General features: G+C 42.2%; 10 protein-coding genes and 1 tRNA gene. 9 read left to right on the top strand and 2 right to left on the bottom strand.

Going from position 1 to position 15557, the window contains the following annotated elements:
- The first annotated feature begins 19 nt into the window (after positions 1–19).
- Positions 20–1858: an ABC transporter ATP-binding protein gene (locus DWY07_RS09955; protein ID WP_117808713.1), complete on the top strand. Its 1839-nt coding sequence runs from the start codon at positions 20–22 to the stop codon at positions 1856–1858.
- A gap of 237 nt (positions 1859–2095) precedes the next feature.
- Positions 2096–5908 carry an EAL domain-containing protein gene (locus DWY07_RS09950; RefSeq protein ID WP_117822936.1) on the top strand — a complete coding sequence of 1271 codons (3813 nt, stop codon included), beginning with the start codon at positions 2096–2098 and terminating at the stop codon, positions 5906–5908.
- A 196-nt stretch (positions 5909–6104) separates the two neighbouring features.
- Here DWY07_RS09950 and DWY07_RS09945 read toward each other — a convergent pair.
- A tRNA-Arg gene (locus DWY07_RS09945) sits at positions 6105–6178 on the bottom strand.
- A 69-nt stretch (positions 6179–6247) separates the two neighbouring features.
- The gene (locus DWY07_RS09940; protein ID WP_021943601.1) at positions 6248–6988 is read right to left on the bottom strand and encodes a GTP pyrophosphokinase family protein; all 741 of its coding nucleotides are present in this window, start codon (positions 6986–6988) and stop codon (positions 6248–6250) included.
- Positions 6989–7255: 267 nt separating this feature from the next.
- Here DWY07_RS09940 and DWY07_RS09935 point away from each other — a divergent pair, with 267 nt between their 5' ends.
- From DWY07_RS09935 to DWY07_RS09905, 7 genes are all read left to right on the top strand, one after another.
- Positions 7256–8104: a hypothetical protein gene (locus DWY07_RS09935; protein WP_117822934.1), complete on the top strand. Its 849-nt coding sequence runs from the start codon at positions 7256–7258 to the stop codon at positions 8102–8104.
- Positions 8105–8235: 131 nt separating this feature from the next.
- On the top strand, positions 8236–8754 hold the full coding sequence (locus DWY07_RS09930) for a sigma-70 family RNA polymerase sigma factor (RefSeq protein ID WP_117808709.1): 519 nt from the start codon (positions 8236–8238) through the stop codon (positions 8752–8754).
- Positions 8751–9566, top strand: a complete 816-nt coding sequence (locus tag DWY07_RS09925) for a hypothetical protein (protein ID WP_117822932.1) — start codon at positions 8751–8753, stop codon at positions 9564–9566. The genes DWY07_RS09930 and DWY07_RS09925 overlap by 4 nt, the downstream gene beginning before the upstream one ends.
- Positions 9567–9742: 176 nt before the next feature.
- Positions 9743–11578, top strand: coding sequence for a VWA domain-containing protein (locus tag DWY07_RS09920; protein WP_242997335.1), 1836 nt, complete (start codon positions 9743–9745; stop codon positions 11576–11578).
- Positions 11579–11767: 189 nt separating this feature from the next.
- Positions 11768–13507: an indolepyruvate ferredoxin oxidoreductase subunit alpha gene (iorA, locus tag DWY07_RS09915; protein WP_021943606.1), complete on the top strand. Its 1740-nt coding sequence runs from the start codon at positions 11768–11770 to the stop codon at positions 13505–13507.
- Positions 13507–14076 (top strand): indolepyruvate oxidoreductase subunit beta, encoded by a 570-nt coding sequence (locus DWY07_RS09910; RefSeq protein ID WP_117808707.1) that lies wholly within the window; start codon positions 13507–13509, stop codon positions 14074–14076. The genes iorA and DWY07_RS09910 overlap by 1 nt, the downstream gene beginning before the upstream one ends.
- A gap of 323 nt (positions 14077–14399) precedes the next feature.
- Complete coding sequence (locus DWY07_RS09905; protein ID WP_117808706.1) at positions 14400–15503, top strand: GGDEF domain-containing protein; 1104 nt, start codon at positions 14400–14402, stop codon at positions 15501–15503.
- The last annotated feature ends 54 nt before the right edge of the window (positions 15504–15557 follow it).

Here is a 15557-nt window from a genome sequence, read left to right as displayed (position 1 = left end):
GGAAAGGAAGGCAACAGACATGGAAGAAAACAGACCAAGACGTGGTGGACGACATATGGGACCTCCTGGAATGGGAGGCGGCGAGAAAGCAAAGGATTTTAAAGGAACCATATCGAAGCTGGTTCGTTATTCAAGAAAATATCTGCCGGCAGTGATCGTGGTCATGGTCATTGCGGTGTTCAGTACAGTATTCAATGTTGTCTGCCCGAAGGTACTTGGTAAGGCAACGACAGCGTTATCAGAAGGCATTATGCGGAAGATAAATGGAATCGGCGGAATCGATTTCACCTATATCGGTAAGATTCTCCTGTTCTGTCTGGGACTGTATCTGTTAAGTGTATTATTTAACTTTACACAGGGTATCATCATGACAGGTGTGACCCAGAAGTTATGTTATAAGATGCGTAAGGATGTATCTGAGAAGATCAACCGTATGCCACTTAAGTATTTTGAATCCAGAACCTATGGTGAGGTATTATCTCGTATTACAAATGATATTGATACGATGGGAAACGGATTAAATCAGAGTATCACACAGCTTATTACTTCGGTATCGACTGTTATCGGTGTATTTATCATGATGCTTACGATCAGCCCGCTTATGACGATGATCGCAATTATTATCCTGCCGATCAGTGTGGCATTAATGGGTATTATCATTAAGAAGTCACAGCGTTTCTTCAAACAGCAGCAGGAGTATGTCGGACATATCAATGGACAGGTTGAAGAAGTTTATGGCGGGCATACGGTAATCAAAGCATTTAACAAAGAGGAAACAACCTTAAAGGAATTTCATGAGACAAATGAAGTCTTATACAAATCCGCATGGAAAGCCCAGTTCTTTTCCGGTCTGATGCAGCCGGTTATGATGTTTGTCGGCAACCTCGGATATGTAGGCGTAGCTATTTCGGGTGCGGCGCTTGCCATTCGTGGCACGATCACGATCGGTGATATTCAGGCATTTATCCAGTATGTAAAGAATTTTACACAGCCGATCCAGCAGGTAGCACAGGTTACAAATATGATGCAGCAGATGGCAGCAGCGGCGGAACGTGTATTTGAACTGTTAGAGGAAGAAGAGGAGGTTCAGGTTGTTGAGCATCCTGCTTCTGTCGAGGATATAAAGGGTGAAGTAGATTTCCGTCATGTAAAGTTCGGATACGATCCTGAGAAGATCATTATTCATGATTTCAGTGTTCATGTTGATCCGGGCAAACAGGTAGCGATCGTTGGTCCGACCGGAGCAGGTAAGACCACTATGGTTAAGCTGCTGATGCGGTTCTATGATGTAAATGAAGGAGCCATCCTGTTAGATGGTCACAATGTTAAAGAATATAATCGAAGAGAGCTTCGTGATGCTCTCGGTATGGTTCTTCAGGAAACATGGCTGTTTAAGGGGACGATCATGGAGAATATTCGTTATGGAAGACTGGATGCGACGGATGAGGAAGTAATTGCGGCAGCAAAGGCAGCTCATGCACATCGATTTATCTCGGCACTTCCGGGTGGTTATCAGATGGAGTTAAATGAAGAAGTGACGAATATTTCACAGGGACAGAAACAGCTTCTTACGATTGCAAGAGCAATCCTTGCAAATAATCCGGTTCTGATCCTGGATGAAGCGACCTCTTCCGTTGATACCAGAACAGAACACAGCATTCAGCGTGCAATGGATAATCTGATGAAGGGCAGAACAAGCTTTGTTATTGCGCACCGATTATCAACGATCAAAAATGCAGATATCATCCTGGTCATGAAGGATGGCGATATCATTGAACAGGGTAACCATGAGGAACTGATGGCACAGAACGGATTTTATGCAGAGCTATATAATTCACAGTTTGAACAGGTATCTTAGTGCAGTATATAAGATATAAAAACAGAATATGAACAAGTACAGAACAGTCCTGTTTTTCTTTACAGGACTGTTATTTATAATATGACAAATAATATTTTTTTATGTGATACTATGTCGAAATTGTATAAAATGCACAGAAAATAACGCGGTGTAAACTTTTTTTAGTCATTTTTATATACTTTTCTGCTTAATTATGCTAAACTGAAAAAGGATTTTGTATTTTAGAGGGGAGCATATATGGAGCGCAGAAAAATTGGAGTTATTATCGCACAGGCAGAAGAGAATTCACAGAGTCTGTTTATGAAAGGATTAATGGAGGAGGCATATGTCTATGGATATGATATATGTGTATTTTCCATGTACTTAAGATTTCAGGATACGCTGTATAGACAGATTGGGGATTCGAATATTTATAATCTGATTCAATGGGATGCATTTGATGCGATCATTGTTCTTCCGGATACCATTCAGGCAACCGATATAGCAACCCGGTTAGAAGACAAAATTCACGAGGTATTCTCAGGAGTTGTTCTTTTCGTAGATAAGGACAGTCGTTATTTCCCGACTGTAAAGATAAATCATTATAAACCATATAAGAAATTGATCGATCATTTGATCGAGGTTCATCATTATTCCGATATTATGTTTTTAGATGGGTGGAAGAATCATGTTCATTCCATACAGAGAGAACAGGCATATAGAGACAGTCTGACGGAGCATGGAATTCCGGTTGATCCGAATAATATTTATTATGGCAATTACTGGTATGATTCCGGCAAAGAGGTTGTGAAGCTGATATTGGATTCCAGAGAGAAACTTCCGGAGGCGATCGCATGTGCAAATGACTGTATGGCGATCGGGATAGCGGCGGAATTATTCAGTAATCATATTCATGTACCGGAGCAGGTAGCAGTGATCGGTTACGATTCTACCGAAGAAGGGAAAAACCTGAAATGCAAGTTAACATCCGCTGATATTCCGGCCAGAGAATGCGGCAGATATTGTGCGAAGTATATCCATGCATCCTTTGAGAAAGAACCGATACCGGAATTTGAATCAGAATCTGTGATCTTTCAGGGGACAAGCTGCGGATGCGAAGGAAAAATACAGTCGGAAAAACATTTTGATGAAAAAGAGAATTTCTGGAATACGGATCATGCGAAGACGGGATACTCTTCTTATTATAACAAGTTTATGGAGGATTTGTTATCTGAACGGGATCACAGAGGTTTTTTCAATACGATATTTCAGCATGTATATCAGGTGCGGCCATTCCATTCACTTAGTATATGCATGAATGATTACTGGAATTCATCGGAGGTTATGACCAGTGAGGATGCACTGCGCTCTAACGGCTATACGGATAAGATATATCGTATCATAAAATGTGGACCGAGTGAACACACAGACAATCGTATCAGCTTTGATGATATATTTGAAATGAAAGAGATGATACCGGAACTATCTGAGCAAAGAGAATATCCGGAGACATTTTTCTTTACACCATTGTATTTTGATAACCGAAGCTTTGGTTATGCAGTTATTGGTTTTACAGATATAGAAGCACAGTTTACAGAGGTTTACAGAAACTGGTTAAAGAGTATTATGCAGAGTATGGAAGCATTTTATCGTCAGAATGGTCTGCGGGAGTTGCTGCGCCAGATGGAAGCAACACAGATTCGTGATGCAATGACCGGTTTGTATAATTATAAGGGCTTCTTACAGAAGGGAAATGAACTTTGCGAGAATGCGACATTTGATGGTAAATCAATAGCAGTGATCGCGATTGATATTAATAAATTAAAGGATATCAATGCAGGCTATGGAAGAAAAGCAGGGGATGCTGCTATTTTGAAATTGGCACAGTTGATATCGGAAAGTCAGGATGATGATGCTATATGTGCCCGTATCAGTAATGATGAATTTGTTGTTGCGTTCCCGGTTGAAGCATCCGATGAAACATGTGGAGAGGCGTTTATCAAACGTCTGTCGGATAAGATAAAACAGTATAATGAATTGTGTAAAGAGGCATATGAGCTTGAAATCTGCACGGGTATCCGCTGCGATATGATCTCCGGTTCGGAAGCCCTGGATCATCTGATCAATGAAACTATCAATGTGAAGAATAATAAGAAAGCCATAGAGCAGGGAAAAGAGGAAAGGGCAGGTGTTCTGACGGATAAACAGAAAGCGGATGACCATCTGATGGAATTTATTCTGGATAATAACCGGTTTGTTTATCATTTCCAACCAATTATCAATGCCAGAACAGGAGATGTTTATGCATATGAGGCCCTGATGCGTGCGGACACAGAGCGTAGGATTTCGCCGCTTGATATGTTGGAAAGTGCAGATCGTCTGAATCGTTTATATGATATAGAAAAAGCGACATTTTTTAATGTAGTTGATTACATAGAGGAACACTATCAGGATTTTGAGGGTAAGAAAGTATTTATTAACAGTATTCCGGGGTATCAGCTGACAGGTAAGGATAAGAAGAAATTAACAGAGATTATGGAACAGCACGCAGGAGAGCTTGTTGTTGAATTTACAGAAGAAACAGAGATGGGGGATGATCAGTTAAAGGAGCTGAAGAACTCCTTTGCAAAGATGAATATTGAGACTGCTATTGATGATTACGGTTCTGGTTATTCCAATGTAAATAATCTGCTTCGGTATATGCCTCGGTTTGTAAAAATCGATCGTATGCTCATGACAGATATACACAAAGATATCCAGAAACAGCATTTTGTAAAGGATATTATAGAATTTGCGCATGATAATGATATTCTGACGTTGGCAGAGGGAATTGAATTGACGCAGGAGCTGAGGGAGGTTATTAAGCTGGGCGTTGATTTGATTCAGGGCTATTATACATCAAGGCCGCAGCCGTATGTTGTGCGTTCAATCGATGAGCGTGTCATGAATGAAATTGTTCAATATAATCAGAGCCTGAATGCCAGACTGTATAAGAAAGAATATGAGACGGATTATAATGATACGGTTTCCATGGTACAGCTTGCTGCTAATAAATATACAAGCATTAAGGTTAAGAAAGCGCGTGGAATCAATAAAAAGATCATAATCAAGGGTTCTGTCGGCTTCCAGCCGAATATATTGATGTCTGTAGAAGATGGATTCCGTGGCACCATCATACTTGAGAATGTCAGTCTTGCGGGAGAACGCGGAATTCCGTGTATTGATATCGGTAAGAAGTGTAATGTAAATCTTCAGATTACCGGAGAAAACGAACTACGTACAGGAGGTATCAGAGTTCCGGACAGTTCAGTGCTTACGGTTGTAGGAGACGGTAATCTGACGATTAATCTGAATTCGGGAAAATACTTTGGCATTGGTAATTCATTGGATGAATATCATGGCGAACTCAACTTCTATCAGGATGGTGGAATCATCATCAATGCAAATGGTATGAAGGGCATTGGTATTGGTTCCGGACTTGGCGGTGTTATCAATATCAAACGCGGACATTATGAGTTTGATATGAAAGGTCAGGAAGGAGCCTGTATCGGATCTGTAAACGGTGATTCCGAATTGTTTATAGAATACTGCGACATGGATATTTATTCCGGTATATCAAACGGTACGATCATTGGATCTGTAAATGGTGATGCAGATATTAAGCTTGAGAATATATCGGCAAAGATTCAGGGGGCAGGTAATGTTATAACCGGTATCGGAACGATTGCTGGTAACAGCTGTATGGTTCGTCTGGAAAATGTAAATATCTCGTCGAATATCCGTGCAAAGGAATGTTATGGCATTGGATGCCGTGCAGGAAGAACGGATATCTATATCGGATATGCAGCAGTTAAAAGCGTGGTACAGGGCAAGTCGGCAGTTGCCTTTGGTAATTCGGTCATGTCTGCCAAGCTGTACTGTTCCAATGCTGATGTTGGGACGAATGCCGTTACAGAGTTCAATTCAGATATCGGAGCACTTGAAAAGAATATACAACTGGAGAACGGTCGTGCAGAGTTTATCCTGAATGGACAGGAGGTCAAACGTCAGATTCTCGCAGCAAGATTATAAATAATTCCCGGCAGACTATTTCTGACAGATGGAATTGCCCCACGACAAATGACGAATTAAGATTTCGTTGTGAGCAGTTTCATCTGTCAGGGAAAGTTTGCCGGGGCTTTTTGAATTATAAAAAGGCTGTTCGTAGGTGACGGTGTTGGAATAAAAAAACAGGTTTGCTTTTTTGAAGCAAACCTGTTTCAGTTTACGTGCATGAGAGGATTCGAACCCCCGACACCTTGGTCCGTAGCCAAGTGCTCTATCCAGCTGAGCTACATACACACGTTGTTCAACAACAGATAGTATTCTATACCAGTTCTATAAATTTGTCAAACAAAATCTAAGATTTTCTTAAAAATTTTCTGTATTTTTTTCAAGACACAATTTGATCTGTGGCTGAGCACCATCTCCGTAGATCATATTTTTAATCTCCTGCATTTCGAGGTCTGTCTGAGAGATAACATCAGCACAATGTTTTAAGCGACCGGAGATAAGTTCGGGATCGGCGACATCCTTTTTATAACGGAGCTGGTGGTCAAGACTTGCCCAGAAGTCCATCGCGATGGTACGGATCTGAACTTCTACCCGCATATTTCTCGTATGGTCGGCAAAGAAGACAGGAACTTCTATGATCAGATGAAGACTACGGTAACCATTTGGCTTTGGATGGCTGATATAGTCTTTTGCTTCAATCAGAGTAATGTCATTCTGACTGATGAGCTTCTCTGCAACGGCGTAGATGTCATCGATAAAGGAACAGATAACACGGAGTCCCGCAACATCATTCAAATTATATACGATATTTTCTACGGATACCTGACATCCTTTTGAAGACAGCTTTGTTGCGATACTGACCGGTTTCTTGATGCGCGATTGGATAAATTCAATCGGATTTCGGTTGTAGCGAACGCTGAAATCTGTATTTAATACATCCAGCTTGGTCTGAACTTCCTTGATCGCACAGGAGTACATCATCATAAGCTCCTCGAATCGTTTCATGTCTTCTATAAAAGGATTCTGCTCCGGATATAGAAGTGCATCGATATAGCTTCTGTATATATTTGTATTTGTATTATTATCTTTAGCAGACATATTCATAATCTCCGTTTCTGTTTTAGGCAATCTTTATTTTATCACTTTGCATGAATAGACAAAATAATATTATCCATATTATTCTACTACATTTTAAAGGTAGAGTATACTATAAAAACGTGATAAAATGAGCATTGCGACGGATGTGCTTGCACAAGCCGGCATAATGCGAAAAAAACATAGAGCCGACAGGCGATATGATAAAATGAGCATTGCGATGGAAAGTGCTTGCACATACCGGCATAATGCGAGAAAGAAGTGAATTATATGAGATATTTGGATCGGCTGATTGCATCAGAGGTTCTTCCGAATGCTTATAAAGAGTGGCGGGGATACCGACAGAAGCTGACAGACTTTATAGAAGAAAATTGTGTGGCCGAAGGAGGACGTAAGCCTGTTCTTGCTATATGGGGAGCAGGACGGTCAAATGACATCGATCTGGCAAGACTTGCAGAGAGATTTAAGCTGGTTTTGATCGACCGGGATGCAGAGGGACTTGCACAGGCGTGTAAGGCCTATGGATTGGAGGAAACAGATGCTATTTGTGTGGATCTTCCTTTCTGGAATGTAGAGCTTGAGACTTATGAAATGTTTGAAGCATTGCTTGCAGAGGGTGAAGAAGCAGAGATCGTGATCGAGCATTTGAAACAGGTTGCATTTGACAACAGCCACAGGGTATTGCCGGATATCGGACGAAGGTTTGACTACAGCGTCTGCATAGGACTTCACAGCCAGTTGAATGCGAGATTTGCAGGCCTGTTATATATGTATCGGGAGAATTATGACGAGGAAGAATTGCAGATGATCGAGAATGCGATCCGGGCATTAAACGAAGCCGCGGTTACCCGGACAAATGATGTCATCTATATGCTGACGGAGAAGTTAATGGTGTTCGGGTTAGAATGGGCAGTTGTAAATGAATCCGCTATGGAGCAGTGGGAGAAGCTTGTTCCGGAGGATATTGAAGGTGCGTTGCAGCTTCGTCATGACATCGGAATGCATAAGGATTTTGATATCCGGATTGAAGCGGAACGGCGGTTGTTCTGGCCATTTGCATGGAAGGAACGGAAGAAGGGGTATGTGATGGAGTTGCTGGCAGTACAGCCTTTTGAATAATAGAGAATTGGGGCTATACGAAGCCGAAACCGAATATTAGCAAATTGAAGTGGAATGAAAAGTAATAGAAAATCGGAATAATTCCATAAAAAACAGGGGTAAAAACGTATAGCGGTTATAGGGAGAGACAAATGACAGACAGAGAATTTGGAAAATATATGTCTGCGATCGCACAGGGAGACAGGGAGAGCCTTCGGGCAGTGTATGACGAATATCTGAAGCTGATCTTTGCGGTGGTCTATGATACGATCCGGCAGAGAGAGGAAGCGGAGGATGTGACATCGGAGTTCTTCATCAAGCTTTATCGGATCGCAGACAGTTATAAGAAGGGAACCGGTCATAAGAGATGGCTTGTGACAATCGCAAAGAATATGGCGATCGATCGGATACGCAAGATCGATCGTGAAATGCTGGTGGATGAAATGCCGGAGCGAAACGAAGGAAAGACGATGGAGAGTCAGATAGTGGAGAACCTGACATTGAAGCAGGCAGTTGCCACGTTAAAGCCGGAGGAGCAGGAGATTCTGGATCTGAAGGTAGTCGGAGGATTTACATTTAAAGAGATCGCGGACATGAAAGGGCGACCGATCGGAACGATCACATGGATCTATAATCAGGCAATACAAAAATTAAGGAGGTGCAGGCTGTGAGAGATGAACAGAATAAGAACAGACAGACGGAAGAAGACAGATTCATAGAAGCTTATCTGAACCGGATCGATGCAGATGCACCGGATCTGTGGGATCGGATCGAAGCAGGGCTTGACCGTGAAGCAAAGGATGTAGAAGAAAAACAAAAGAAAACCTCAAAGGTAAAATATGTAATTCCGGTTCTTGCGATCGCAGCGGTTCTTCTGGCCGCAGTGATCGCGACACCGTTGCTGTCTGATTCTAAGCGACATTCGAAAGAAATAAATGCAGGCAGGACAACGGATGTTTCAAATGATGGGCTGGATGCAGCAGAGAATTCAAATATATCCGATCGGGCGGAAGATTATGTGGATGAAACAACGGATTCCATACCGGAGACAGTACAGAATGAAACTGCCAACAGACCGACACAGAATACAACAGAAGCTATACTGATGAATGGAGCCGGTGGAGATTCGTCCGATGTTCAGGCGGAAGCAGGCCATACAAAGAGTCAGACAGATGCACAGGAAAATGCGGGATGTACAGATCTTCAGGTGTCGGAATCAGCTGATATGGATGCATGGCAGGAAATGAGTAATATAGCAGTTACACTTCAGATCACAGAGATTGTAACAGCAGAGCCGGATGCGGTACAAAAATATGCCGCAAAACTCTTGCAGGTATCTGATGCATCCGGGGAATTAATAACCGGTCAGGACATCGTATTGCAGCCGGAAGAAGCAGAGACATTTTCAGTAGGGGAAGAAGTAACAGGTACACTTCTCCGATATGATTCTGAACGACAGGCATGGATCTTAAACAGACAGTAGTTGATCTGTAAGAAAAAAATCCATAAAAAGAGGATACCCATCCGTATCTTAGTCATAAATAGAACAGATAGCTGTAAAATTTCGTTTTTACATTCGACAATTGCTAACGTCAGAGGTGATCAGAGCAGAAATTATGCAGCTATCGGATAGTGACTAAGATAAGGAGGGTATTTTTTATGAGAAAAATCAGACGGATGGTAAGTGTGGTTATAATCTCCTGCATGATGGCGGGCTGCCTTGCAGGCTGCGGAAGTGGGAGAGAAACAGGAGGCACGCATGGAGAACGACAGGGAACGGAAAGCCGGTCGGGTACGGAGCGGGAGAGCATCGCAGAAAGATACAGACAGAAAGCCATAAAAGAGGAATTTGAAGAAAATATAGCGGAATCCGGACAGTCACAGCAAAATATGGCTGTGCCGGAATGTATAGAAGAAGAGGCTTGTGATAGTGTGGTTTCGGCTGCCGATACATATAACTCGGTAATGGATAGTGCATCAAATTCTGAATATGTAAAAATCGGATATGGAGAATCCGGTTATGATACCAGAGAGTATGACTATCAGGAAGAACATCGGTTTGTGTCTACTAAAGATTCACCGCTTTCAACATTTGCGGCAGACTGTGATACAGCATCCTACAGCAATATCAGAAGTTATATCGAAGAAGGAACGCTGCCGCCGACAGGAGCAGTCCGGGTCGAAGAAATGATCAATTATTTTGATTATGACTATGTATCAGACCCGGAGGCTGGGAAGAAGTTTGCAGTATATACGGAATATGCGGATTGTCCATGGAATAAAGATACAAAGCTGATGATGGTAGGACTGAATACGGCCGCGATCGATATGAGTGAGAAGAAAGCATCCAATCTGGTATTCCTGATCGATACATCCGGTTCTATGTATGAGGAAAATAAACTGCCGCTGGCACAGAAAGCATTTAAGATGCTGGCGGAGAATCTGGATGAAAATGACAGGATCAGTATTGTTACATATGCGGGTTCAGATACGGTTGTTTTAAATGGCGTGGCAGGTTCGGAGGCCTATACGATATGCGAGGCACTGGATTCGCTGGAAGCATCCGGCAGCACAAATGGAAGTGCGGGACTGATCACGGCATATGAGATCGCAGAGCAGCAGTTTATAAAAGACGGAAATAATCGGGTGATCCTTGCGACGGACGGGGATCTGAATGTCGGGCTGACAAGCGAGAGTGATCTGGTAGGATTGATCACTGAGGAGAAGGACAGCGGTATATTCTTGAGTGTTCTGGGATTTGGCTCTGATAATCTGAAAGATAACAAGTTAGAAGCACTGGCAGATCACGGAAACGGTAATTACTCGTATCTGGATTCAGTCTATGAAGCAAAGAAGGTTCTGGTTGATGAAATGGGTGGAACCTTATATACGGTTGCAAAGGATGTCAAATTACAGATTGAATTCAATCCGGAGCAGGTGAAAGGTTATCGGCAGATCGGATATGAGAACCGGGCGCTTTCCGCAGAAGATTTTGCAGATGATATGGTGGATGGCGGCGAGATCGGAGCCGGTCATGTGGTGACTGCACTCTATGAGGTGGTTCCAGTCGATTCGGAATTTGATGTGCCGGAGACAGAGACAAAATATACATCGAAAAAGCAGAGTACAGATTATTCCGGCGAACTGGCAACCGTGAATATCCGTTACAAAGAGCCGGATGGAGATAAGAGCACACTGGAAACAGCCGTTATAAAGGCAGAAAGCGGTCAAAAGGGAATGTCTCATGACCTGAGCTTTGCATCGGCGGTTGCGGCATATGGAATGCTGCTTACGGACAGCACATATAAAGGAACAGCGACGTATAAGATGGCGGAAGAACTTGCGGAAGCAGGAATCACGGTTGAGATAAATGAAAGGGACATGGCTCAGGCAAGCAACGATCAGTTATACCGGAGCCAATTCCTTGAACTGGTGCGGAAGACGGAGAAGTTATCTCAACGTGAACCTAAGGCACAGATGTGGCAGTGCGATTAACAGACGGCCGGTTATTTATACTCGAAATTCATAATAAATATAAGCCGTAAAAGGTGTATTTTTTCTCTGATATATGCTTTTTTATTTTTAAACGTATAGAAGCACTTCCCTTTTATTGATAATTCTTGTATAATAAAGCATTAGAGTTGCCAAAAGGCAAATATGAGAAATGACAGGAAGGATAAATTAATGGGTGAAAAAAAGATAATGCTCGGTAATGCAGCGATCGCCAGAGGCGCATATGAAGCCGGTGTAAAGGTATCAGCAGCATATCCGGGTACTCCAAGTACAGAGATCAGTGAGAATATTGTAAAATATCCTGAGATATATGCAGAATGGTCTCCAAATGAAAAAGTTGCAACAGAGGTTGCGATCGGAGCATCATTTGCCGGTGTGCGTTCAATCGTATCAATGAAACATGTAGGTGTGAATGTAGCTTCAGATCCATTATTTACAGCAGCATATACCGGTGTAAAGGGTGGTATGGTTTTAGTAGCAGCCGATGATCCGGGTATGTATTCATCACAGAATGAACAGGATTCCAGACTGGTAGCAAGGACAGCGATGATTCCGGTGTTTGAACCATCTGACAGTATGGAAGCAAAGGAGTTCACAAAGTATGCATTTGAATGCAGCGAGAAGTACGATACTCCGATCATGCTCCGTACAACAACCAGACTGGCACATTCACAGGGCGTTGTTGAATTAAATGACAGAGTAGAAGTAGAGGATAAGCCATACGAGAGAGACATTAAGAAGATGGTTATGATGCCGGGTAATGCGATCCCTCGTCATGTATTTGTAGAACAGAGATTAAAGGACATGGCAGCAGACGGTGCGGATATGCCGATCAATCGTGTAGAGATGAATGATACCAGCGTTGGTGTTATCACCAGCGGTATTCCATATCAGTACGTAAAGGAAGCAATGCCAAATGCCTCCGTATTAAAGCTTGGTATGGTAAATCCGCTTCCTAGAAAGTTGATCGAAGACTTTGCGGCAAAGGTTGATAAGCTGTATGTTATTGAGGAGTTAGAGCCTCATATCGAGACACAGGTAAGAGCCTGGGGCATCGATGCAGTAGGTAAGGAGCTTCTGACCGTTCAGGGTGAATACAGTGCAAATATGTTAAGAGAGAAGATCCTCGGCGAGAAGGTTGAGCAGGAAGAACCTGCAAAGGTTGCGCCTAGACCACCTATCCTTTGTCCGGGATGTCCGCATAGAAGTGTATTTTCAGTATTAAACGAACTGAAGATCCATGCAGCAGGAGATATCGGATGCTATACACTGGGAGCAGTTGCGCCGCTTAGCGTAATTGATACAACCGTATGTATGGGATCTTCCATTTCTACATTACATGGTATGGAAAAAGCAAAAGGAAAAGATTATATCAAGAACTGGGTTGCGGTTATCGGTGATTCCACATTCATGCATACAGGTGTAAACTCTCTGATGAACATGGTTTACAACAAGGGTACAGGAACCGTTATCATCCTTGATAACTCAACAACCGGTATGACAGGACATCAGGATCATGCAGCGACCGGTAAGACCTTGCAGGGTGAACCTACATATGCGATCAACATTTATAAATTGTGTAAGGCGATCGGTATTGACAGTGTACATGAGATCAATGCATTTGACATTGACGGTTTAAAGAAGCTGATCAAAGAGGAAGTTGCAAAGGATGAGATCTCTGTTATTATCACCAAGTCTCCTTGTGTTCTTTTAAAGACAACCAAGGTAACAGGTGTATGCAGAGCTATCCCGGAGAAATGTAAGAAGTGCGGTATGTGCTTAAAGCCGGGATGTCCGGCAGTTATCAAGCAGCCGGATGGAACGATCCAGATCGATGAGACCATGTGTAATGGTTGCGGACTGTGTATGAAGCGTTGTAAGTTTGATGCGATCGAAAAGGAGGAATTCTAATGGCTGTAAAGAATATTATGATAGTTGGTGTCGGTGGACAGGGAACTCTTCTTACAAGCCGTATCCTCGGTGGTATTACGACAGCAGCAGGTTATGATGTAAAGCTCTCCGAGGTTCATGGTATGAGCCAGAGAGGCGGTAGTGTTGTTACATATGTAAGATATGGTGAGAAGGTTGCGGAACCGATTGTAGAAGAAGGTCATGCAGATGTTCTGATCGCATTTGAGAAGCTGGAAGCTATGCGTTATGCTCATTTTCTGAAGAAGGATGGCGTAATTATTGCAAATGATCAGAGAATCGATCCGATCACGGTTGTAACCGGTCAGGCAGAATATCCGGATCACATCTTAGAGACATTATCAGAGAAGCATAAGGTGATCTCGATCGATGCGATGGCAGAGGCAAAGAAGCTGGGCAATCCAAAGGTATTCAATACGATCATAATCGGTGTTGCCGCAAAGCATATGGATTTTGACCATGACAAATGGGTTGAGGTCATCAAGGCAACAGTTCCTCCAAAGACTGTTGAGATGAATCTGAAAGCATTTGAAGTTGGTTATGCATTATAATAAAAAATATAGATACAGATCAAACCAAGGATGCCTCCTGTTCAAAAGACAGGAGGTATCTTTGTGTCAGCTGGCGTTTGTATAGTAAATGTCGCTGACTACTTTAACCGGAAGATACGAAAATCAACCTGATTAATGAGAAAAATCCAACGTCAAAATTGGTAAATGTTACATTATGTATAGGTTTTCATCTGTAAAATGTGTTTTTTTAGGTATTTTTGACAAAAAAGAGTGGACGATACAGAGGATATAGTGTAAAATCATCTATGTGAGTGTTTTCACATGGGAAAGGAAAACTGAGGGCTATTTAAGGAGAATTCGTGATGAACGATACAATCACTGTTAATATCAGCAAAAAATGGCAGATGTTGTTATGGAAGGTATTTCTGACGTTAGCGTGTATATTCATGGTTGTTGAATTGATCATGTGTATGACGAATATAGGAAATGATAAGGCAGATCTCGGGATGTCCGGTGGAGCATATATTACATTATATGTTGTAGTGCCATTTCTGATATATGCAGCAGCATTGACAGGAACGCTGGTCGCTTTAAAGAAGAATAAATTAACCGATAATGGTGCAGACTGGCTGGTTTCCCTGATGATGTTTACAGTGTTGGCAGTACCTGCATTTGAACATTACAATTCGATCATTCTGGTGCTGATGCCAACGATCGCTATCGTGATCACGGCTATCTTTGCGAATCAGAATATTACGATCGTGATCGCACTTCTTGCATCGGCAAGTCTTATCATCAATGAGATTCATCTGCATCATTTATATGACTGGACACAGATGCGGTTCAGTGGATATGTTGTTACATCATTTGTATTGGTATTTATACTGACCTTTGTAACGTGCTTACTGAATATGCATACGAAGGAACTGATGGAATCCATCGGCAATTTCACAGTTCGTCAGATGAGTCTTATGACAGAGCTTCGTAAAGATCCGCTGACAGGATTATATAACAGACGTTCCTTTGAGGAGAGTCTGGAGAAAGAAATCCTGCAGACCGAGGAGACCGGTGAGAAAGCATATATTGCGATCTTTGATATCGACCATTTCAAGAATGTAAATGATACATACGGACACAGCAATGGTGATGTGGTTATCAAGGCTCTTTGTAAGATGCTGAAGGAGAAATCAAAAGACTATGGTCTTGCATTCCGTTACGGTGGAGAGGAATTTGTTATATTGTTCAGCAACATTGAACTGCCAAAGGTGATCAATGTCGTAGAGGATGTAAGAACAGAATTCCGATGCTACTACTTCCAGTTCATGAATAACAGTGGAATCACCTGTAGCTGTGGTGTTGCGGAATATTCCAAAGGAGAGAGTGCAAAGGCATGGTTCAATCGGGCAGATAATTCGCTGTATCAGGCGAAGGAAGCCGGACGTAACCGTACGGTTGTAAGTGAATAAGATAATTAAAAAGATGCAATCCGTAATTTAAAAAAATGATATCAAAAAAACAGA

Origin of the sequence: Clostridium sp. AF23-6LB, from assembly GCF_003461085.1 — a bacterium.
Taxonomy (GTDB): domain Bacteria; phylum Bacillota; class Clostridia; order Lachnospirales; family Lachnospiraceae; genus Coprococcus; species Coprococcus ammoniilyticus.
Note: the sequence above shows the minus strand (reverse complement) of the source record. Positions and strands in the feature narration are given on the sequence as shown.